The organism is Spirosoma sp. KNUC1025 (assembly GCF_045160025.1).
Classification (GTDB): Bacteria; Bacteroidota; Bacteroidia; order Cytophagales; family Spirosomataceae; genus Spirosoma.
Genome location: NZ_CP087139.1, coordinates 1263220 through 1282817 on the forward strand (window position 1 = coordinate 1263220; position 19598 = coordinate 1282817).

General features: G+C 47.7%; 19 protein-coding genes and 1 pseudogene. 7 read left to right on the forward strand and 13 right to left on the reverse strand.

Annotation, left to right across the window (positions count from 1 at the left end):
* Positions 1–2 precede the first annotated feature (2 nt).
* Positions 3–821 carry a UDP-2,3-diacylglucosamine diphosphatase gene (locus tag LN737_RS05530; RefSeq protein WP_405516933.1) on the reverse strand — a complete coding sequence of 273 codons (819 nt, stop codon included), beginning with the start codon at positions 819–821 and terminating at the stop codon, positions 3–5.
* Positions 822–933: 112 nt separating this feature from the next.
* Between LN737_RS05530 and LN737_RS05535 the strand changes: the two genes are divergently transcribed.
* Positions 934–1566 (forward strand): acetyltransferase, encoded by a 633-nt coding sequence (locus LN737_RS05535; protein WP_405516935.1) that lies wholly within the window; start codon positions 934–936, stop codon positions 1564–1566.
* A gap of 48 nt (positions 1567–1614) precedes the next feature.
* On the opposite strand, the gene LN737_RS05540 is transcribed toward LN737_RS05535, so the two are convergent.
* Positions 1615–2556 (reverse strand): GDP-L-fucose synthase, encoded by a 942-nt coding sequence (locus LN737_RS05540; protein ID WP_405516937.1) that lies wholly within the window; start codon positions 2554–2556, stop codon positions 1615–1617.
* A gap of 335 nt (positions 2557–2891) precedes the next feature.
* On the opposite strand from LN737_RS05540, the gene LN737_RS05545 reads away from it, so the two are divergent.
* Positions 2892–3704: a toxin-antitoxin system YwqK family antitoxin gene (locus tag LN737_RS05545; RefSeq protein WP_405516938.1), complete on the forward strand. Its 813-nt coding sequence runs from the start codon at positions 2892–2894 to the stop codon at positions 3702–3704.
* A 72-nt stretch (positions 3705–3776) separates the two neighbouring features.
* Here the strand turns inward: LN737_RS05545 and LN737_RS05550 are convergent.
* The 3 genes and pseudogenes from LN737_RS05550 to LN737_RS05560 form a co-directional block, all read right to left on the reverse strand.
* Positions 3777–4582 (reverse strand): annotated as a pseudogene (locus LN737_RS05550) (tetratricopeptide repeat protein).
* A gap of 72 nt (positions 4583–4654) precedes the next feature.
* Positions 4655–6082, reverse strand: coding sequence for a DEAD/DEAH box helicase (locus tag LN737_RS05555; RefSeq protein ID WP_405516939.1), 1428 nt, complete (start codon positions 6080–6082; stop codon positions 4655–4657).
* Between the two features lie 81 nt (positions 6083–6163).
* Positions 6164–7003: a fructosamine kinase family protein gene (locus LN737_RS05560; protein ID WP_405516941.1), complete on the reverse strand. Its 840-nt coding sequence runs from the start codon at positions 7001–7003 to the stop codon at positions 6164–6166.
* A 134-nt stretch (positions 7004–7137) separates the two neighbouring features.
* Here LN737_RS05560 and LN737_RS05565 point away from each other — a divergent pair, with 134 nt between their 5' ends.
* Positions 7138–8334, forward strand: a complete 1197-nt coding sequence (locus LN737_RS05565) for an anhydro-N-acetylmuramic acid kinase (RefSeq protein WP_405516943.1) — start codon at positions 7138–7140, stop codon at positions 8332–8334.
* A 12-nt stretch (positions 8335–8346) separates the two neighbouring features.
* Here the strand turns inward: LN737_RS05565 and mog are convergent, their stop codons facing one another.
* The 3 genes from mog to LN737_RS05580 all read right to left on the reverse strand — a co-directional run bounded on the left by mog (position 8347) and on the right by LN737_RS05580 (position 11862).
* Entirely contained in the window at positions 8347–8871 is a 525-nt protein-coding gene (gene mog, locus LN737_RS05570; RefSeq protein WP_405516945.1) for a molybdopterin adenylyltransferase, read from the reverse strand.
* An 83-nt stretch (positions 8872–8954) separates the two neighbouring features.
* Positions 8955–10775 (reverse strand): glycosyltransferase, encoded by a 1821-nt coding sequence (locus LN737_RS05575; RefSeq protein ID WP_405516946.1) that lies wholly within the window; start codon positions 10773–10775, stop codon positions 8955–8957.
* 94 nt (positions 10776–10869) lie between these two features.
* Positions 10870–11862, reverse strand: coding sequence for an isoaspartyl peptidase/L-asparaginase family protein (locus LN737_RS05580; RefSeq protein WP_405516948.1), 993 nt, complete (start codon positions 11860–11862; stop codon positions 10870–10872).
* Positions 11863–11981: 119 nt separating this feature from the next.
* Here LN737_RS05580 and purU point away from each other — a divergent pair, with 119 nt between their 5' ends.
* Positions 11982–12806, forward strand: coding sequence for a formyltetrahydrofolate deformylase (gene purU, locus LN737_RS05585; protein ID WP_405520316.1), 825 nt, complete (start codon positions 11982–11984; stop codon positions 12804–12806).
* On the opposite strand, the gene LN737_RS05590 is transcribed toward purU, so the two are convergent.
* Complete coding sequence (locus tag LN737_RS05590; protein ID WP_405516950.1) at positions 12793–13527, reverse strand: copper homeostasis protein CutC; 735 nt, start codon at positions 13525–13527, stop codon at positions 12793–12795. The two genes, purU and LN737_RS05590, sit on opposite strands and share 14 nt — an antisense overlap.
* Before the next feature lie 202 nt (positions 13528–13729).
* Between LN737_RS05590 and LN737_RS05595 the strand changes: the two genes are divergently transcribed.
* Entirely contained in the window at positions 13730–13951 is a 222-nt protein-coding gene (locus LN737_RS05595) for a DUF2795 domain-containing protein (protein ID WP_009284883.1), read from the forward strand.
* A gap of 85 nt (positions 13952–14036) precedes the next feature.
* Here the strand turns inward: LN737_RS05595 and LN737_RS05600 are convergent, their stop codons facing one another.
* Positions 14037–14516: a beta-carotene hydroxylase gene (locus tag LN737_RS05600; protein WP_405516952.1), complete on the reverse strand. Its 480-nt coding sequence runs from the start codon at positions 14514–14516 to the stop codon at positions 14037–14039.
* A gap of 252 nt (positions 14517–14768) precedes the next feature.
* Between LN737_RS05600 and LN737_RS05605 the strand changes: the two genes are divergently transcribed.
* Entirely contained in the window at positions 14769–15437 is a 669-nt protein-coding gene (locus LN737_RS05605) for a helix-turn-helix domain-containing protein (RefSeq protein ID WP_405520318.1), read from the forward strand.
* Between the two features lie 81 nt (positions 15438–15518).
* Positions 15519–17579 carry an OPT family oligopeptide transporter gene (locus LN737_RS05610; protein WP_405516954.1) on the forward strand — a complete coding sequence of 687 codons (2061 nt, stop codon included), beginning with the start codon at positions 15519–15521 and terminating at the stop codon, positions 17577–17579.
* Positions 17580–17590: 11 nt separating this feature from the next.
* Here LN737_RS05610 and LN737_RS05615 read toward each other — a convergent pair whose 3' ends face one another.
* The 3 genes from LN737_RS05615 to LN737_RS05625 form a co-directional block, all read right to left on the reverse strand.
* Positions 17591–18655 (reverse strand): P1 family peptidase, encoded by a 1065-nt coding sequence (locus LN737_RS05615; RefSeq protein WP_405520320.1) that lies wholly within the window; start codon positions 18653–18655, stop codon positions 17591–17593.
* Positions 18656–18798: 143 nt separating this feature from the next.
* Complete coding sequence (locus LN737_RS05620) at positions 18799–19266, reverse strand: hypothetical protein (protein ID WP_405516955.1); 468 nt, start codon at positions 19264–19266, stop codon at positions 18799–18801.
* A gap of 17 nt (positions 19267–19283) precedes the next feature.
* Complete coding sequence (locus LN737_RS05625) at positions 19284–19580, reverse strand: chaperone modulator CbpM (protein WP_405516957.1); 297 nt, start codon at positions 19578–19580, stop codon at positions 19284–19286.
* Positions 19581–19598: the final 18 nt, after the last annotated feature.

A 19598-nucleotide genomic window follows, 5' to 3' on the forward strand; every position in this document is an offset into this window, starting at 1 on the left:
GATTAGTTTGTTGGAACAGATAGCGGTTTAATACGTTCTATATCAGCAGGTTTAGTGTCGTTCTCGTCCTTTGATAAATCGGAGGTATAATAAAGTAGATTCCAGTTGCCGTCGTGATCTTCAACCAGCGCACTGAGCGATTCGACCCAGTCGCCTGAGTTCATGTACGTAATGCCGTCTAATTCGCGGATAGCAGGCTGGTGAATATGGCCGCAGATAACACCTTCGCAATTACGGGCGCGGGCCAGCTCAATTAATTTCTGTTCGTAATCAGAAATGTAACTGACGGCATGTTTGATGCGGGATTTGACGCGTTGCGAGAGTGAGTAGTAGGGCAACCCGCGCCAGGTCCGGTAGTTGTTATAAAACTTGTTGACCCACAGCAGAAACGTATAGCCAATATCACCCAGATAAGCCAGCCATTTCATATGCGACGTAATCGAATCGAATACATCGCCGTGCGTTACGTAAAACTTTTTGGTACCGGATGTCAGCGTATAATCTTTTCGAATGGAGAAATTGCGCCCTACTTTAAGCGGCATTATCTGATCCAGAAAATCGTCGTGATTACCACGCAGATAAACAACTTTAGTATCGTAGTGAACGATTTGCTTTAAAACGGTTTTAAAAAAAGCAGTGTGTTTTTTCTTCCAGGTACCGTACTGTTTTAATTGCCAGCCATCAACAATGTCGCCATTGAGGATTAACTTCTGGCAGGAGTAATTTCGCAGGAATTCGGTGGCTTCTTTCGCTTTCGACCCGGTTGTACCGAGATGGATATCGGAAAGAACAATTGTGCGGAATTGCGTACGTAATTGCATGAACGAAACTACCTATCATGCATGAACGGAGAATTATCGGAATGTTACCAAATTGACAAGATTGGCACTCTGCATGAGCAGTTGTTCACGTTCACTTAACAAACCACAAATAATGGAGAATCCAGTGCTAATTTTTGGAGCAGGTAGCCTGGGCGTAACAGCCCTGGACCTTTTTCAGCGAAACAGCGTAGTCGTATACGGTCTGTTAGACGATAATAAAGACCTGCATGGCAAAGAATTTGGCGACGTATCGGTGCTGGGCGATACAGACGATGACGGGTTTCTAAAACTGATTGGTAGCAAATGCGAATCTTTCGTGGCCATTAGTGACGGCCGGGTACGTAAACGCTTGGTCAAAATGCTCAACGAACGGCGTAAAGTACAGCCTGTCAATGCAATTCATGATACGGCAATCGTTTCCGGATTAGCTACGATTGGTCACGGTAATCTGATTGCAGCCAGAGTTGTAATAAATCCATATGCCGACATAGGGCAGCACTGTATTATTTTGTCGGGTGCTGTTGTCGAAAGCAAGGCAAAACTTGGTGATTACGTCCAGATTGGAACCGGAAGTATCATCAATAGTGGCGTTACAATTGAAGAAGGGGCTTTTATTGGTACAGGTGCCACAATCGTATCGGGCGTTACGATTGGCAAAAATGCCCGCATCGGAGCGGGCTCTGTTGTCGTCGAAAATGTAGGAGCGGGCGCAACTGTATTTGGCAACCCGGCGAAGGCATTATAAAAAAAGCCGTAAGTCGGTAATTATCAGTTACCGACTTACGACCTATTTCTATTCTACATACAATACTTCATTCTGTAGAAAATCTTGGTAGGTCCGTTCGATGCCTTCTTTGAGTTCGGTTTTGTGTTGCCAACCCATATCGTGCAGCCGTGATACGTCCATCAGTTTACGCGGAGTTCCATCGGGTTTTTCCGTGTTCCAGCGAAGTTCGCCTTCGAAACCAACCGTTTCTTTAACCATCTCAGCCAATTCACGAATTGTTACGTCGACACCTGTCCCAATATTGACAAATAGTTCACCGCTGTAATGTTCCATAAGGAAGAAACAGGCATCAGCGAGGTCGTCGGCATGAAGGAACTCACGTCGTGGTGAACCGGTTCCCCAAACTTCAACAGCAGGCTGATTATTGATTTTTGCTTCGTGAAACTTACGGATAAGTGCCGGTAGTACGTGAGACCCATTCAGGTCGTAATTATCATTAGGGCCATACAGGTTTGTCGGCATAGCCGAGATGAAATTGCTGCCGTACTGGCTCCGATAAGCTTCGCACAATTTGATACCCGTAATTTTGGCGATGGCGTACGGTTCGTTGGTTGATTCCAGGTAACCACTCAGTAAATATTCTTCCTTCAGCGGCTGCGGAGCCATTTTCGGGTAAATACATGATGATCCAAGGAACAGTAATTTCTTAACTTCTGTTTGATAAGCACTGTGAATGATATTCGATTCAATCATTAAGTTATCGTACAGAAATTCAGCACGATACGTATTGTTTGCCAGAATACCACCCACTTTGGCAGCTGCTAGAAAGACAAATTCAGGGCGTTCCTGCTCAAAAAAATCGGCTACGGCCGTTTGGTTTCGCAGGTCGAGTTCTGATGAAGTGCGTGTGATGATGTTAGTATATCCTTCGGCTTGAAGCTTACGAACGAGAGCCGATCCAACCATTCCTCGGTGTCCGGCAACATAAATGCGGGCCTGTTTTTCCACAAGTATTTATGATTAGTAAACCACCAGACGTGCAGGTGGATAGTATAGATAAATAAAATAATACGACTTATTGAAGCGTTGCAAAACTAACAGAATTCAGGGATCAATCGTTTACTGGTATTATGTTGAAAGTTAACTTAAAGTTACTGATATCTCTTTTATTTAGTTGTATTATCGGCTGCGTGTCTAACGTGAGGGCTCAGATTTCCGCAACGGCGCCAGCTTCACTTACAACAGCATCGAAGCCTGTGCTGGCTCCTTCAGGAGCGCCTGAGTCACCATTGTCCGCATTTTCATCTGTACCGTCATCGCTCACAACGCTTGGGTTGCCAACTATGTCGTCGTTAAAGGAGCAGAAGGATGCTTATGTGGCGGGTATAATGCCAGATTTAGGATTAAAAGTAAAACAACTCAAAAAACTTAAGGCAGACAAGAAAAATAAGCAAAAATTGGCTAGAACTGAGTACGAAGGTCTTTCAATTGTGAAGGCCTACACAAAGTTCGGCAGTGGCGATAGAACGATTATTGAAGAATTTAGCGTACTACGTGACAATGATGCAGTTAAGCCGCTTCCCTACGTCCGGGAAATTTTTCGCTATTATCAGAAATCGAATCGGGTAACGAGTTCAATCATCAAAGACGAAGGAACAGGTCTATTGCTGCACGGGCCTTACAGACGTTATCAGAACGAAGCGTTGATTGAAGAGGGATATTATTATGCCGGTATGAAAGATGGCCGCTGGGAAAAATACGATACCAAATTTATGCTCACCGATAAGGCGCGGTGGCATAGGGGCGTTCCGGCGGAATCTCAACTAACGTATTATGATTCAACGCACCGGAAAATTAAGGAAATCATTCCCATGGAATACGGGAAATTGAAAGGTACGTACCTGGCTTTCCACGAAAATGGGCTGCTGGCAGAAGAAGGAAAATACGACAATGGCGTAAAAATCGGCCGTTGGACGGAATATTATCCTATCAACCCAAGCGGTCGGCGGATGCGCCGGAAATTGACTCAATACGCCAGTGATCAGTGGGATAACTCGTTTGAGCCTTACACCATTACCGAATGGGATGAAAAAGGTAAAGTGACTTTCGAACGGGCTAAAGAAAAAGTTGTTCAGGAAGACGAGACAGAAAATTAACTCGAATACCCAAAAAACAAATGAGTCGCTAATCAAAAAGGTTAGCGACTCATTTGTTTTTTGGGTATGTTTTTACTTAAATATTCCTTTTGGGTCAGCCTGTTTGGCCAGCAGCTCATTGAGATAAGCAATATCCAGGCTAGACAGGTCGAGATTACGGGCCTGATGCAAATATTCCCACGCCTTTCCGTACTCCGTTTTTAAAAAGTAAACAACCGAGAGCTTCTGGTACGATGCGGCATTCGTCGGGTTAATAGTTACCGCCTGCTGCAAATGGCTTTCAGCGTCCGTTAATACGTCGGCGTTTGCTTTATCCTGAAAGTGCTTTATTTCCACAGTTGCCAGATCAGTCATTAGCACAACGTTACTGTCGGCAAAAGTCAGCCCTTTTTTTAGCATTCGGATAGCATCCGGGAGCTGATTTTTCTGATAGCACACAACGCCCAGGCCCCAATACGCATCTGGATTTCGATTGTTGAGCAGCCACGATAAATTAAATCGGTAAGCCGCTGTATCCAACTGCCCATTGTCGACATAATCCCAGCCACGGGCTGCAAAAAATCGCTGGCCTCCGAACGGCTCCCGAAATTTCGGTCGCAGTCGTTGAGGAAATGAATTTCTTCACTTATTTGATCGGCTGTTTTCGGACGTTCACCAAACAGAGGGAGCGTATTGGCCGAACCCGTGATAACTTCAGTGTTGTCGTTAGGAGATGTTGCTGTCGGTTGGGCTATTGTTTCTATAGAAATAGTAGACGTTCCTGACTGCCGAACAGAATCGCCTGAACGCGCCGACGTAACGAACTGCTTAGATTGCGCTGCTGCCAAAAAAGGCAACACTACTAAAGTCCACTGTATCAGATAAATCCGAACGGTCATAGAAATCAATACACCACAGTCTGTGTCTCGATAAAACGATAGTGAGGTCCAACTTAGTACATTATCAATAAATTAACGCCGACCACCGCGCGATCCGGACCGCTTTTGTCCGCTTCCTTTTTGTCCAGCTGCACCGCCTGGCCTTCCGGTCGGTATCCCAGACCGTGTGCCGGGGGAAGAGGGCGCGGTTTTCTTCGTATTAGGGAGTTTCGATTTAGCTTTTAGCCGGCTTTTAGGGCTCGGTAAATTCTTTGCTTTTTTCTCGTGAAAAGCGCCCAGAAACGTTGGATCATCCTTCCGGCGTTGCTCGTCGATTTCGCGTAACATGGCCTGCTGCTCGTCGAAAGGGGTTTCAACAACCTCTACTTCAGGGGGTAAAGGTTTGCGGGGAATGGTCATGCGAATGATTCGCTCGATTTTCTGCACATGGTATTCCTCGGCCATTGTCAGGAACGTAATGGCTTCACCCGTATGATTCGCTCGCCCGGTACGGCCAATCCGATGGACATAATCTTCATAAATCAGAGGTAGGTCGAAATTAATGACGTGGCTTACCTGCGCTACGTCGATACCTCGTGCCGCTACGTCCGTTGCAACTAGAATCTGAACATTTCCTTCTTTGAAAGCGTCCATCGCATTGATACGTGTATTCTGGCCTTTGTTGGCATGAATAACCCTGATTTTGTCGGACTCAACTACTTTTCGGGCCAGAAATTTGTAAATGTTTTCGGCAGTTCCCTTTGTACGGGCAAAGATGATAACCCGCTGGAAAGCGTCTTTACTGACAAGGTAATCCAGCATGTTAATTTTGGTCCGAAAATTCGGCACTTCATAAAGAACCTGATTAACCATCTCGGCTGTGGATGCCTGAGGTGTCACTTCTACCTTGATGGGTGCTTCAAGAAACTCGGCTGATAAGCGTTCGACGCGTCCGCCAAAAGTTGCCGAAAACAGTAAATTCTGGCGCTTTGTCGGGATCACTTCCAGAATAGATCGAATCTGAGGCATAAACCCCATGTCCATCATCTTGTCGGCTTCGTCAAGCACCATGGTACGTATATCTTTCGTCACAATCTCGCCAAGCCGATACAGGTCCATAAACCGGCCGGGTGTAGCTACCAGTAAATCAACCCCTTTACGGAGTGTCTCGATCTGCGTTTTAGGGCCAAGGCCACCGTATAACGCCAGATGACGAAGGTCTGTGTATTTGCCCAGTTCGCTGACCGCTTCATTAATTTGTAGTACCAGTTCACGCGTGGGGGCCAGAATTAGTCCCCGAGGTGCAGATCCCTGTGCATATTTTATCTTCATAAGCAGCGGGAGCAAATAGGCTGCCGTTTTGCCGGTTCCGGTTTGAGCAATGCCGAGTACATCGTGATTTCCCAGACTTAACGGAATCGTTTTCTGCTGAATGGGGGTCGGTTCTGTATAGCCCAGTTCAGCTATGGCATTCAGTAACTGCCGGTTTAGCTCAAACTGTTCGAAAGAAGTAATGTCCATAAAAAAATAGGCGGCAAGTCACAAGGCGCCGATCAGCAAAAGTGGCTGGACCGACTCACCAATGGATGGCTTACTGACTGATTAAAACTGTTTTAATACACGTTCTACGCCACTAACGTAACCTGAACCAAACAGATTCACATGAACCAGCAACGGATAAAGATTATAAATAGCTACTCGCTCATTAAAGCCTTCCTGAAGCGGGAATGATTCGTCATAGGCTTCATAGAAATATTCATCAAAACCGGCAAACAGCCGAGTGAAGGCAAGTTCGGCTTCACGGAATCCGTAATACACGGCCGGATCAATCAGCACGGGATTACTGTCTTCATTAACCAGTACGTTACCCGACCACAGATCGCCGTGAAGTAAAGCGGGTCGTTCGTCTGGCAGCAACTCGGGGAAACGCTTGTATAGACGAAAAAGAGCATCGTACGTCGATTTGGATAACAGCCCTTTATAAAACGCTAAACCGGCCTGAGGCAGCAGCCGATGGTTAAAGAAAAAATCGTACCCATTGGCTGTCTGTGTATTCGTCTGAGGTAGTGAGCCGATAAAATTGTTAAAATGCAAACCAAATTCTGGTTGTGAGTGCGCGTGCAAAGTTGCCAGTTGTTGGCCAAGCGTTTCCCAATAGGTTTTGCTGGGTTTGCCCGGTTCGATATATTCCAGTATTAAATAAGCTTTATCACCATGTTTGCCATAGCCAATTACTTGAGGAATCCGGAAGGCATTTGTTTGACGTAATAAATCAAGGCCAAGGGCTTCCGTTTCGAACATAGACTGGTTTTCAGTGTGTTCAAACTGATTCCATTTAATGAAAAATACGCCTTCCGACGAAAACACCTGAGCGGCTGTATTAATATCGCCACCTGACAAAAACTGGGTTTCAATGACATCAACCGTACGGCCTAATACCAAAAACAGGATACTTTCAAAAAAGAAAATTGCTCGGTACCCCAGAAATTCATGCTTTTTATGATTTATGGTTTGTAGTTTGCCAGCTTACTGCATAGTCAATGCAGTAGCTGTACGTCGGGAATTATACTTTAAAAATGAATTTACAACTTCAACGATTATACGATATCGCCCGGAAAGACGAGCGCCGAATTATCGGTTTGATGTCCGGTACGTCACTTGATGGCCTCGATGTAGCCCTGTGTCGCATTTCCGGTAGTGGCCCTGCTACTCAGGTTTCAGTTGAACGTTTTATGACATTACCTTATAACGATTCCCTGAAAGATGATATCCGTACTGTATTTGCTAAACTAGAAATCGAATTTGAGCAACTTTGTTTGTTAAACCCATACATTGGCCGGATACATGGCCAGATGGTGCTTGATTGCCTGCGTATCTGGGACATTGACCCCGGCGAAATAGATATTGTAGCCAGTCATGGACAAACCGTCTATCATGCCCCCAAAATCCAGCATAAGCGGGATAAGTTCCCCAACGCAACGCTTCAAATAGGTGATGGTGACCATGTTGCAGCCATAACGGGAATTATCACACTGAGCGATTTTCGCCAGAAACACGTAGCACACGGGGGCGAAGGAGCGCCCTTAGCCGTTTATGGCGATTACTTCATGTTTTCAAAAAAGGGCGAAAACCGCCTTTTACTTAATATGGGAGGGATTGCCAATTTTACGTATCTCCCCGCTGATGGAGACGCCAGCAACGTATTCACGACCGATACAGGGCCCGGAAATACACTTTTAGATGCTTATGCCCGAAAACTTCTGAACAAAGCCTACGACGAAAATGGGATGCTGGCTTCGTTAGGGCAGGTAAATGCAGACTTACTACTGGCTTTAAAAACAAACTCCTTCTTCGACGCGCCTTTCCCGAAAACCACAGGCCCTGAAGTGTTTAATATACGTTACGTTGAGTATGCTCAGGCCCGTAGTAACTCAACGGATCTATCCGCTGCGGATCTAATGGCAACGCTGGTCCAGTTTAGTGCCGATACGATCGTAGATGCCATTCGGCGCGTAATACGTAAATCTGAAATGTACCGTATCTACATGAGCGGAGGAGGTATGCATAATCCGGTGCTAACGCAAGCGATACGTACGCAGTTACCTGAGTGTACCTTTAGCCAAACCGACGAACTGGGCATTAGCGGTGACGCAAAAGAAGCTGTTCTCTTTGCAGTATTAGCCAACGAGACCTTGGCCGGGGGCGCTACTTCGTTTGGAGAAAGGCAGGGGGTTCCGAGCGTAACGATGGGGAAAGTTAGTTTTCCCCAGTAAAATTGTATTCTGCTAACTCTTGGGCCGAAACACGTTCATTTTTGCCGCGTCAGTCGTTAGAAACGGCCCGCCAATAAGATCAATACAGTAAGGAATCGCTGGAAACACTACCGATAAGCACTGGCCGATAGCGGTAGGTTTACCCGGAAGATTTAAAATGAGCGTTTGATTACGTATACCCGCTGTTTGGCGGGACAGAATAGCTGTTGGCACGTATTTCAGACTTTCCTGCCGCATTAATTCACCAAAGCCTGGCAGCATTTTCTGACAAACGGCTTCCGTAGCTTCGGGCGTTACGTCGCGCAGAGCGGGGCCAGTGCCGCCCGTTGTGACAACCAGGCAGCAGCCTTCTTTATCGGCCAGTTCAATTAGTGTGGCTTCAAGCTGATTCTGCTCGTCGGGTATAATCCGGTAAACAGGTTCCCAGGGGCTTGTAAGCCAATCAGTCAGTAAACTGACAACAGCCTTGCCCGGAATATCTTCATAGACACCTGCACTGGCGCGGTCAGAAACATTGATAATACCAATTCTAATCATACAATAAAAATGGCTAATGCATACGGATTGATGTACGGCTAATGCCGCCACTATACATCAATCCGTATGCATTAGCCATTAAATCAGGGTTTTTTACGCTTCAAAGCTAAATCGTGGGCGGTGTCGTAATACGAACGAAGGCTGCTCCAGTCAAAAACTTCGGCAATGCTTTCTACCTGGTTACGTTGCTTGATGCGGTCACGCTGAGCCATCCGTACGAACCGATACAATACATCGGTCAATTGATCAGCGGCCTCATTAAAGGATTGGGTCCGGCGGTTAATGACGTAAATACCCCGGTTTTCGTAATCGCGCATGATTTGCATGATAAAATCACCAAAACCCGATTGGTCACTCGTCACGGTCGGAATACCACGCACAACGCACTCCAGTGGCGTGTATCCCCAGGGCTCGTAGTAGCTTGGAAACACCCCAAGGTGACAGCCGCGCACGAACTGGCTATAATCCAGGCCAAATAATGGATTGGTAGATGCAATAAAATCAGGGTGATACACGATTTTGACCCGATCAAATTCATTGTTTACCAGATTGGCCTGCCGGATAAACCGGGTCATGTCGTCTTCCTGTACCAGATTGTGCGTTACAAAGGGAGGTAAGTGGTTTGTCTTCCAGCTTTGCACCGTACGGCGGAGTCGTAACCGCCAGTAATCGTCCACAAAATTGTTCAGATCGGGTAAAGTTGTACTCTGGGTATTTGAAGCCGCTGCATGAAACAACCGCTCACCCACCTGTTTTTCAATGCTTTCGCAGGTTTCCTGAATCTCATCGAGCAAAGCCCGGGAGTGTAATACGTCTGGATTGATTGAGGTGTATGGCTGTTTGGTAACCATAAACATCACAACCGTAGTGTCCATGTTGGCCTGGCGCATTCGATAATTGAGCCGGGCCAGGGCCTCAAGGGTCAGATCATATCCTTTATTACTAAACTCAAACCGGCCCGAGGTGAAGAAGTAGAGCGTTTTTTCCAGATCGAACGAATAGCTCTGGAAAAAATGGCCCATGACAAACTCATGAATCTTCTGTTTGTAGCGAACGTGTAGGTTCTGAAATTCGTGTACTGCCGCAAACCGGGTGACGTTCAGGCCATTGGGTAGGACCAAATCTGGATTTCGACCTAGGAAAACTTCGCACTCGCGGGCTGTTACGTCGCTGACCGTCGTAAAAACGTGTGCCTGTAAAGCCGCCAGTCGCTCAATGGTTGCCTGCGTCTCGATACCGTAATGCTGCGCTTCTCGTTTCCAGTCGAAAAACGGCAGCTTTCCGTAAAAACCCGATTCATTTTGCGCCAGATAGCGCCCGAGCATGGTGGCGTGGGTGGTAAATACAGTAGCGACTTTGACGTTGTCACGACGCAAATCCGGCAAACCCGTACTGGCCATCCATTCATGAAAATGCGCAACAAAATCAACGCGACGGGCATGATCTTCGGCGAGTAGCGTAATAAACAGACGGACCATCTCACCAAAGGCAATGGTCTGATTGACAAGGTCCTCAATGTGGAGTGTTGAGAGCTGGTGGTTTAACCAGAGTTGCGTTTTTATCTGATTAAGCTGATCCGCGCTGATGCTATTGATATCGAACAACACGACCCGAGGACGACCCGTGACCAGCCAGTAGCCATATTCGATGTGGAAGCCCAGCTGCCGCATTTTCCGAACCGTCTGACCAATTTCTGTTTCGTCGGATTCAGTAATAGGCTCAAATTCAGCCGCTGATCGCTGCGGAAAATACGGACCCAGTGCTACGTAGTTATCGTCCCATTTTTCGACCATTGCTGGCACTTTCGACCGAATAACCGTATAAATTCCACCTACCTGATTACACACCTCCCAGGCGATTTCGAGCAGGAGCTTCCGCTTCGATGTTGAAAATACCGATTCCAATGTTGTTATTGATTTTTAAACTAGTTGTATAGCAAGAGTACTACCGGGTTTTGCACGGCAATTACGTACTATAAACAATAAAAGAAAAACTTGTTCATTTCAAGTACGATTTTGCGTCGATTACCTGGGTCTGCTTTTGTTGGGTTATGGTATAGTTGAAACCTGGCTGAATACTGAAAGCGCCAGACTCGCCCTTCTTGTTTACTGCCAGAAAGCCAACCTGTATGTCTTTATAATCCTGCTTTTTCACGATACGTAGTGCGGCTTCCTCACAGGCCTGCTGCGGTGTTCGGCCCTGGCGCATCAGTTCAACCACCAGAAAGGAGCCACAGGTGCGCATGACCAGTTCACCCAGCCCTGTTGCGCAAGCCCCACCAATTTCGTTGTCAACAAAAAGGCCCGCCCCGATAATAGGCGAATCGCCGACACGGCCCCGCATTTTGTAAGCCAGTCCGCTTGTGGTGCAGGCTCCGGAAATATTTCCCTGATCGTCAATAGCCAGCATACCAATCGTATCGTGTCGTTCAATATTGGCAATGGGTTTGTACTTAGCTGTTTTGAGCCATTCCCGCCATTCTTTTTCCGCTTTTTTGGTAAGGAGGTTCTCTTTCTTAAACCCCTGAGCCAACGCAAAGTTTAAAGCACCTTCGCCACTGAGCATTACGTGGGGTGTTTTTTCCATCACTGCACGCGCTACGGAAATGGGGTGCATGATGTGTTCCAGAAACGTAACGGAGCCGGCATTCCCTCTTTCGTCCATAATGCAGGCGTCGAGCGTAACGTGACCATCGCGGTCGGGGCGGCCGCCATACCCAACGCTCATATCGGCAGGATCAGCTTCCGGCACGCGGACGCCCGCTTCAACGGCCTCAAGTGCCCGGCCACCTTTATCCAGCACAGCCTGAGCCGCTGCATTCGCTTTTGGTTGTTTCCAGGTTGAAATAACTATAGGTTTAGCGGCCAGACGGGTAGGTTCTGACGATAGGGTCGATACGAGACCAGAGGCTGATTTTTTTGATCGGAACGATAACGAAGGGATCAGCCCTGCAAGGGAGCCAATGGTTAAAAAACGACGTCGATTTATCATTAATATAGGAGTGTGAGGGGCTTGCGGGTCAAAATAAAGGAATAAACGGTTGGCATTTGCTACTTTTAGCCAATTTATTCAAAACATAGATGATGGTTCCTGATAAACATATCTTACTGATGGATGGGCCCGATAGTAAAGGGCTGATTTATCACGTAACGGGGGTACTGTTTCGGCATAATCTGAACATTATACACAACGATGAATACGTTAGTCCGTCGGGCCGATTTTTTATGCGGACGGAGTTTGAAGGTCAATTCAACAGCGATTCTTTACTGCACGAATTAAAAACAACCCTGCCCGATTCGACAAGTCAGAGCGAAATTCAGTTTCGGCTAAATCCCAAGCGTAAGAAGAATATTGTGGTTCTGGTTACCAAAGAACATCACTGTCTTGGGGAACTGTTGATCCGGTACGCCTTTGATGAACTGGATGCTGATATTCTGGCAGTTGTGAGCAATTATAATCTGTTGCAACCTTTAGTGAGCAAGTTCGGTATACCCTTTCATTACGTATCACACGAGGGGAAAACCCGCGAAGAGCATGAAGAGGCCATCCTGCGTACGCTGGCTATTTATGAGCCGGAATATCTGGTACTGGCCAAATACATGCGCGTTCTTACGGCCAGTTTTGTTGATCATTTTCCCAATCGGATTATTAATATCCACCATTCGTTTCTGCCTGCCTTTGTCGGGGCCAACCCGTATCGACAGGCGTATGAGCGGGGCGTAAAAATTATTGGTGCTACGGCCCATTTTGTCAACAATGACCTGGATGAAGGGCCAATCATTGCGCAGAATGTAAAAGAAGTCGATCATCGGCATACGGCTGCCGACATGGCTACCGAAGGCAGAGATGTTGAAAAGATCGTATTGTCGCAGGCGCTCAAGCTGGTTTTTAATGACCGCGTCTTTATTTCGGGCAATCGGGCTATTGTGCTGTAGCCAGACGCACCACCGCCCGAATCTTATCTTCCTGTGCTTCTACATATTCGTATTCGCCCGGTACGCTGGAAGCCATAGAAACAGCCGGTTGCCGAAAAACCATCCGGCTCTCTTCTTTCGCACTGCCACTCAAATGGAGGGCATCGGCTCCCGCTTCGATCAAATTTTGTGCATTCTGGAAATTCACGCCCGCCCCCGCCATAATTTCGATTCGACCGCCAGCCTGTTGAGAAAGCTGACGAATAACAGCTAAACCCGCTCCGGCATTTTGCTGCTGGCCAGACGTCAGAATTCGAACAGCTCCTGTGCGGATAATGGCTTCGAGGGCTTCCAGTGGGTCGCGGGTCATATCAAACGCCCGGTGGAACGTAACGGGTAGTGGGCTGGCTAAGTCAATTAATTCTCTGGTTTGCTGTTCATCAACAGTACCATCCGGTTGTAAAAGCCCCAATACGATACCGTCGGCTCCGAATGATTTTGCCAGCTGAATATCGGCCTTCATCACAGAAAGCTCAGTATCTGAATAATAAAAGTCGCCCCCGCGGGGCCGAATCATAACATAGAATGGAATCGTCAGGCCCTGACGAGCCAATTGGATCAGCCCGGCACTAGGTGTTGTACCGCCTTCGGCAAGACCCCCGCATAACTCAATACGTCCGGCTCCGGCCCGTTGTGCCCTCAGGCATGATTCCAGTGAATAAGCTCCTACTTCGACCAGCATTGTTGCATTTTAAATTCAATGTTTCAAATTTCAGGTTTCAAGTTGAATTAGCGCTCAAAACAAAAGAAGATATTTCGCGTTAATCGGCTAAATCCTATCCTGGCAACACTAATGAACATTTTTGCGTAAAATAGCTTGGATATTAACGGTTTTTTTACTTTTGCACCCTCATTGAAGAATAGACACTAAATACGAACACACTATGTACTGGACACTCGAACTGGCATCGTACCTGGAAGATGCCCCTTGGCCTGCCACCAAAGATGAATTAATTGACTATTCCATTCGCTCAGGCGCTCCTCTCGAAGTTGTTGAGAACCTTCAGGAACTTGAAGACGATGGGCAGCCCTATGAAAGTATTGAAGAGATCTGGCCGGACTATCCAACGAAAGACGATTTCTTTTTCAACGAAGACGAATATTGATCGGCCGATTGCCAACGGAAAAGGCGTAACCCAACCAATGTGGATTACGCCTTTTGTTGTATCTGAAGATTGCTGAATCCAGGCGTTACGTTTGGGCTTTTGTCGATTTTGAATCGCTCTTTACCGGCCGGTCATATTTCTTGGGTGCGTACAGAAAGCCGAAAGCTTCGGCCCCTTCTTTGGTATGCACTTTATGGTGAATGTAATGCGCCCGCATGATTCGCTGCATGTATCGACCGCTGGTGTCCAGCTTTACTTTCACGCGTCGGTGAACAATGATGTCGTGGAACATAAAATAAAAGAATCCGTACAGGGTCACACCGGCACCAATCCAGGTCAGGTAATCCAGCTCAGGATAAGCGACGCCTGTTCCGATGAGGCTAATTGCCGTTAAGGCAAACACTACGGCGAACAGGTCGTTAATCTCAAAAAAACCTTTGTGATGATTGTGGTGATCACGGTGCCAACTCCACAAAAAACCGTGCATCACATATTTGTGCGTGAACCAGGCAACGCCCTCCATAAACAGGAAAGTACCCAGAACCAAAGCAACGTTTAGCAGCATATTTACGTTTATTAGGGTAGATGGATAATGCAAAATGGCTAATTAATAATGTCATTACCTAAATAGGTAAACAGTACCGCCCGGTAGTAGACATTATTTATTTTACATTGTTCATTCAGGTAGTTAACGGTTTGTCAGGTCGAAAAGTTGATGCAAATAAGAGCAGTTTTCGACGTAAAGTAGAGATATAGGCCTAATTCTTGCATGTTTGTGGAAAAGCCGTATATTTATCCCAATTCGGTGCTCAACCAGATGACCCCATCGGTTATGGACTATCAAGCGCTCAAAAACCTGGTTAAACGGGGAGAGGGTAGCAATTTAGAGTTCAAGCTGAAAACAAATCATCCCGAAAAAATCATTCGGGGCGTGGTCGCCTTCGCTAATACCAATGGAGGGATCATGCTCATCGGCGTCGGTGACGACAAAAAGATTCCGGGTTTGAAATATGCCGACGAAGACGAATACCTACTCGTCCGGGCAATCAACAAATATTGTTTTCCGCGAATTTCTTACACAATCGAACGCGTACAGCTCTACGACGAACGTGAGGTTCTGGTCATTCGTGTACCGCGCAGCCCAACCCGCCCCCATTACATCATTCCCGATCCAGCTAATCCTGATGATAAAAAAGCCTACGTTCGCGTAGGTGACAAATCAGTGCAGGCCAGCCGGGAAGTTCGCGAGATTTTGAAGGGCGAACAGGCCGACCGCGATATTCGCTTTACGTATGGAGAAAAAGAGCAAATGCTCATGCAACATCTCGGCGAGCATAATAGCATAACGGTCGATCTGTTTGCTTCCATTGCTGGTATTTCGCGCCGGATTGCCTCCCGGACCTTGGTGTTGCTGGTACTGGCGCATGTGCTGGAAATTCATCCCAGCGACGTAATGGACCAGTACAGGACGCGGGCGGTGCAGTAAAATAAGCCCTGATTTCGGTATCTATTGGGAATGTCTTACTTTGTCATGCGTAACGAAGCCGCATGATAAACCATACCGACTATGTCCCAATCTGTGCCTGCTCACAAACCGTTCGTTCCTGCCACCGAATCACCCGCTGAGTTTACATTAAAAGCCGTCATTACTGGAGCTGTCTTCGGCGTGTTGTTCGGAGCTGCAACCGTGTATTTATCCCTGAAAGCCGGTCTTTCGGTGTCGGCTTCTATTCCAATTGCTGTACTGGCCATTTCGCTCGGGCGCAAATTTCTGAATACAACCATCCTCGAAAACAACATCATCCAGACGACGGGATCGGCAGGGGAGAGCATTGCCTCGGGCGTCGTGTTTACCATGCCGGGTTTCTTGTTTCTAACAAACGGGAGTGGGGCTGATTTTTTTAATTACTGGACAATTCTGACACTGGCAATTCTGGGTGGGCTGATCGGTACGTTGATGATGATTCCGTTACGTCGGTCGCTGATTGTACAGGAGCACGGTACGTTGCCCTACCCGGAAGGGACAGCCTGTGCGTCGGTGCTGATAGCAGGCGAAAAAGGGGGTGACTTTGCCAAAACGGCTTACCAGGGTTTGGGCGTTGCGTTACTGTATGCACTCCTACAGAAAGTGCTGCACGTGATTGCCGAAGTGCCCGTTTGGGCAACGAAACAGGCAAACCGTTATTTCCCGTCGGCGCAGGTGGCTGGCGAAATCACACCGGAATATTTGGGCGTTGGCTACATCATCGGATTTCGTATTTCAGCCGTACTGGTCGGTGGGGGCATTCTGGCGTGGCTGGGGCTGATTCCGTTGCTGGCATCGGTTGTACCAGGCGATACCATTGCCTTGCAACTTCAGAAACTCGGTTATCTGACTAACCTGCAAACGGCAGGCGGACCGGGCGGCTGGAATCCGACCACACATACGTTTGCCGATACCGCTGTGGCTGTATATCGGGCTTACATTCGGCAGATTGGCGCTGGTGCGGTTACAGCCGGTGGATTTATGACGCTGATCAAGACCATTCCAACGATTGTCTCTTCATTTAAGCAGAGCTTCAGCCGATCGTCTATCAATGCTATCGAAAAAGAAGAGGCTTTAAGCACAGGCAGCCATACGCGCCGTACGGAGCAGGACTTGAGCGTTCGGATAGTCATCATCGGTAGTATTGTGCTGGCTGCTTTAATGGTTGTGCTGCCGCAAATTCCCGGCGATTCTGTCATTACGAAATTGCTGATTGCTGTACTGGTTATTGTGTTCGGTTTCTTTTTCGTAACCGTAGCCAGCCGGATTGTAGGGTTGATCGGATCGAGCTCCTCTCCTGTATCGGGGATGACCATTGCAACCATCATGGGGACGTCGCTTGTGTTTATCGCCTTTGGCCTGACCGGAAAAATTTATGAGCCAGCCGTATTGGTCGTGGGTAGTATGATCTGCGTAGCGGCCGCTAATGCCGGTGGTACGTCGCAGGATTTAAAAACGGGGTATCTGGTTGGCGCTACGCCAAAATATCAGCAAATGGCCCTGTTCATTGGTGTTATTGTATCGTCGCTGGTCGTAGGAGCAACCGTAAAGATTCTGGATACGCCAACCCCCGACTTGCTGGCGCAGGGAATAACCCACGCTATCGGCTCCGATAAGTTTCCGGCACCGCAGGGCACCCTCATGGCTACGCTTATCAAAGGGCTATTATCGTTTAATCTCGACTGGCAATTCGTACTGGTTGGTGCTTTCATTGCCCTGGTGTTTGAGTTATGCGGTGTTAGTGCACTGGCTTTTGCGGTAGGGTTATACCTGCCCCTGTCTACAACCTTACCCATTTTCACCGGTGGCCTTGTGAAAGCCATCGTCGACTGGAATGCCAAACGTAAAGGCACGGTAGAAGAAGACGCCGATCTGGGCAAAGGTAATCTGTTTGCTACCGGCTTAGTGGCAGGAGGGGCGCTGGCGGGCGTAGCGGTGGCCTTACTGTCGGTGAATGAGTCGATCTACAACGGTCTGGCGTCACTCACGCTGGAACCTGCCTTAATGGGCGCTTTGGGTGAAGGCGGTTATATGCTGTTGGGCGCATTGGCTTTCGCGGGGCTCGCTGGCATTTTGTGGCGCATTGCGGAAGGCCGACGTTAGATAGATACGTATTAATGAAGCTGGCCCGCTTTCTTTAATAGCTCAACAACCTTTTCTACGGGCAACTTTTCCACTTTAGACCCCTGATACCCAGTAGTCGTTTGTGCGGCAAACATCGAATTGATGATAGCTTCTTCAGTGGCTTCAATAGCGGCCATAAATAGGGGCGATACGTTGTCGTTACGTAAGAGTTTTACCTGATCGAAGTTGCTGCTGGTTTCGTGGGGGATTTGATAAGCTGTAGAAACGGCAATAACGTAGTCACCACTACCATTCGACGCAATGCCTCCGGTGCGAGCGAGCCCCATAAAGGCTCGTTTGGCTAGCCGTTTCAGATTGCGGGCGTCCAGCGGTGCGTCGGTCAATACAACCATCATGCACGAGCCGTCCAACTTATCTTTAAATTCATACTGGCCTAATTCCACCCCGACGGGAATGCCGGCAATTTGCAGCGTACCACCAAAATTTGTCTGGACGAGAACCCCGACCGTGTAGCCGTTAAGCGAGGCTGGTAATTTCCGGGACGACGTACCGATGCCGCCTTTGAAGCCAAAACAGATAGTTCCGGTGCCTGCTCCAACGTTTCCTTCGTCAACAGGACCAGTTTTCGCCTGCTGAAGCGCATCGAGCACGTGCTGCTTTGTGACGTACCGCCCCCGAATATCATTTAGCGTACCGTCGTTTGTTTCGCCAACCACCGGATTCACCGAACGAACCTGCTCATTGCCAGCCTGCGCGAATGTGTAATCGATTAACGCGTCGGCAGCGGTAGGAACATTCAGCGTATTGGTCAGGATAATAGGTGTTTCAATCATACCCAGTTCCTCAACCTGACTATAGCCAGCTAGTTTGCCGAAGCCATTGCCAATATAAATCGCTGCCGGGTTTTTCTGCTGAAACTGGTTTCCCTGATGCGGTAAAATGGCTGTAACGCCCGTGCGAATAACCTGCCCCTGATTGAGGGTTATATGACCTACCCGCACTCCCGGTACGTCGGTGATGGCGTTGAGCGGACCAACTGGCAGCACCCCGAAACGGATGCCATACTCGCGGGGACGTTTGAGCGTTTGCGCCATGGCAAGGCAGGAAATAAGCAGAAAGAACGCTGAGAGTACGAACTGATACCGGCAGTGGAAACGCATTTACTAGTTGAGTAGATGAAGTAAATTTTGGCGACAAATTAAAGGATTTACCCAAAACCAGCTTCAAAAAAGCGATTTCATGGGCATTCGGTCTTCATTAGTACGTATTCATAGCCCTGATCCGGATTCTTCAAAACCCATTTGCCCTGCTTTTCGATACGTTCTCCTTCACGCCAGGTTACCGAATCACCTTTTAACGTAAAAACAACTTCATAAGATTGCGTAATGCCTTCGCCCGAGCGTTGCCAGTTGGCTACGATCTGATTATTTTTCAGCACGCCTTGTATAGCCCCTTGGGCTTTGTCTTTCTCAAATGGAAGTACGTTTAACTCGCCCGTAATTGTTGAATCCTGAATGACTAGCTGTAAGGATGTTGAGTCACGGTTTACGATCTGACTGAAACAGATCGTATCCGGTTGAGTCACTGTTGTTAATACGGCGTTCTGTGTGGAGTCGCCAGCAGCGGTTGATTCAGTTTTTGTAGAGCGTTGGCCGCAGCCATACAGCAAAACGAGTAGAGCGAGAAGAGGCAGGTATTTTTGCATGAATGGGTTGAGCTTACTTATAAAGGTTCATAAAAAACCAGCCGATTCCGTAACTGGGTAACCTGCTGCTGTAGGTTTTCTACCCGGTCCAGCAAATCGCTCACGATATCCAGATCGTCGGTATGGATGGATAAATCCTGATTGAGCCGGACGAACTTTTCCAGACGTATCAATTGATCGGGTTCAATATAAATGGCCCGCTCGATGGTTGTCGTTTCAATCAGGCCATTGCTCGCTAATGTTTCAACAAACGTGATTTCGACCTGGTGGTGTATGCAAAATTCACGGATGGAGATCAGGTGACTAGGTTGCATAAGAAAAAAGGGTTGTGA

Excerpts from the sequence above, each read along its gene's own strand:
- LN737_RS05530 (WP_405516933.1), bottom strand. The coding sequence starts at position 821 with ATGCAATTACGTACGCAATTCCGCACAATTGTTCTTTCCGATATCCAT.
- LN737_RS05535 (WP_405516935.1), top strand. The coding sequence starts at position 934 with ATGGAGAATCCAGTGCTAATTTTTGGAGCAGGTAGCCTGGGCGTAACA.
- LN737_RS05545 (WP_405516938.1), top strand. The coding sequence starts at position 2,892 with ATGTCGTCGTTAAAGGAGCAGAAGGATGCTTATGTGGCGGGTATAATG.
- LN737_RS05555 (WP_405516939.1), bottom strand. The coding sequence starts at position 6,082 with ATGGACATTACTTCTTTCGAACAGTTTGAGCTAAACCGGCAGTTACTG.
- LN737_RS05565 (WP_405516943.1), top strand. The coding sequence starts at position 7,138 with ATGAATTTACAACTTCAACGATTATACGATATCGCCCGGAAAGACGAG.
- mog (WP_405516945.1), bottom strand. The coding sequence starts at position 8,871 with ATGATTAGAATTGGTATTATCAATGTTTCTGACCGCGCCAGTGCAGGT.
- LN737_RS05580 (WP_405516948.1), bottom strand. The coding sequence starts at position 11,862 with ATGATAAATCGACGTCGTTTTTTAACCATTGGCTCCCTTGCAGGGCTG.
- purU (WP_405520316.1), top strand. The coding sequence starts at position 11,982 with ATGGATGGGCCCGATAGTAAAGGGCTGATTTATCACGTAACGGGGGTA.
- LN737_RS05590 (WP_405516950.1), bottom strand. The coding sequence starts at position 13,527 with ATGCTGGTCGAAGTAGGAGCTTATTCACTGGAATCATGCCTGAGGGCA.
- LN737_RS05595 (WP_009284883.1), top strand. The coding sequence starts at position 13,730 with ATGTACTGGACACTCGAACTGGCATCGTACCTGGAAGATGCCCCTTGG.
- LN737_RS05600 (WP_405516952.1), bottom strand. The coding sequence starts at position 14,516 with ATGCTGCTAAACGTTGCTTTGGTTCTGGGTACTTTCCTGTTTATGGAG.
- LN737_RS05605 (WP_405520318.1), top strand. The coding sequence starts at position 14,769 with ATGACCCCATCGGTTATGGACTATCAAGCGCTCAAAAACCTGGTTAAA.
- LN737_RS05610 (WP_405516954.1), top strand. The coding sequence starts at position 15,519 with ATGTCCCAATCTGTGCCTGCTCACAAACCGTTCGTTCCTGCCACCGAA.
- LN737_RS05615 (WP_405520320.1), bottom strand. The coding sequence starts at position 18,655 with ATGGCGCAAACGCTCAAACGTCCCCGCGAGTATGGCATCCGTTTCGGG.
- LN737_RS05620 (WP_405516955.1), bottom strand. The coding sequence starts at position 19,266 with ATGCAAAAATACCTGCCTCTTCTCGCTCTACTCGTTTTGCTGTATGGC.
- LN737_RS05625 (WP_405516957.1), bottom strand. The coding sequence starts at position 19,580 with ATGCAACCTAGTCACCTGATCTCCATCCGTGAATTTTGCATACACCAC.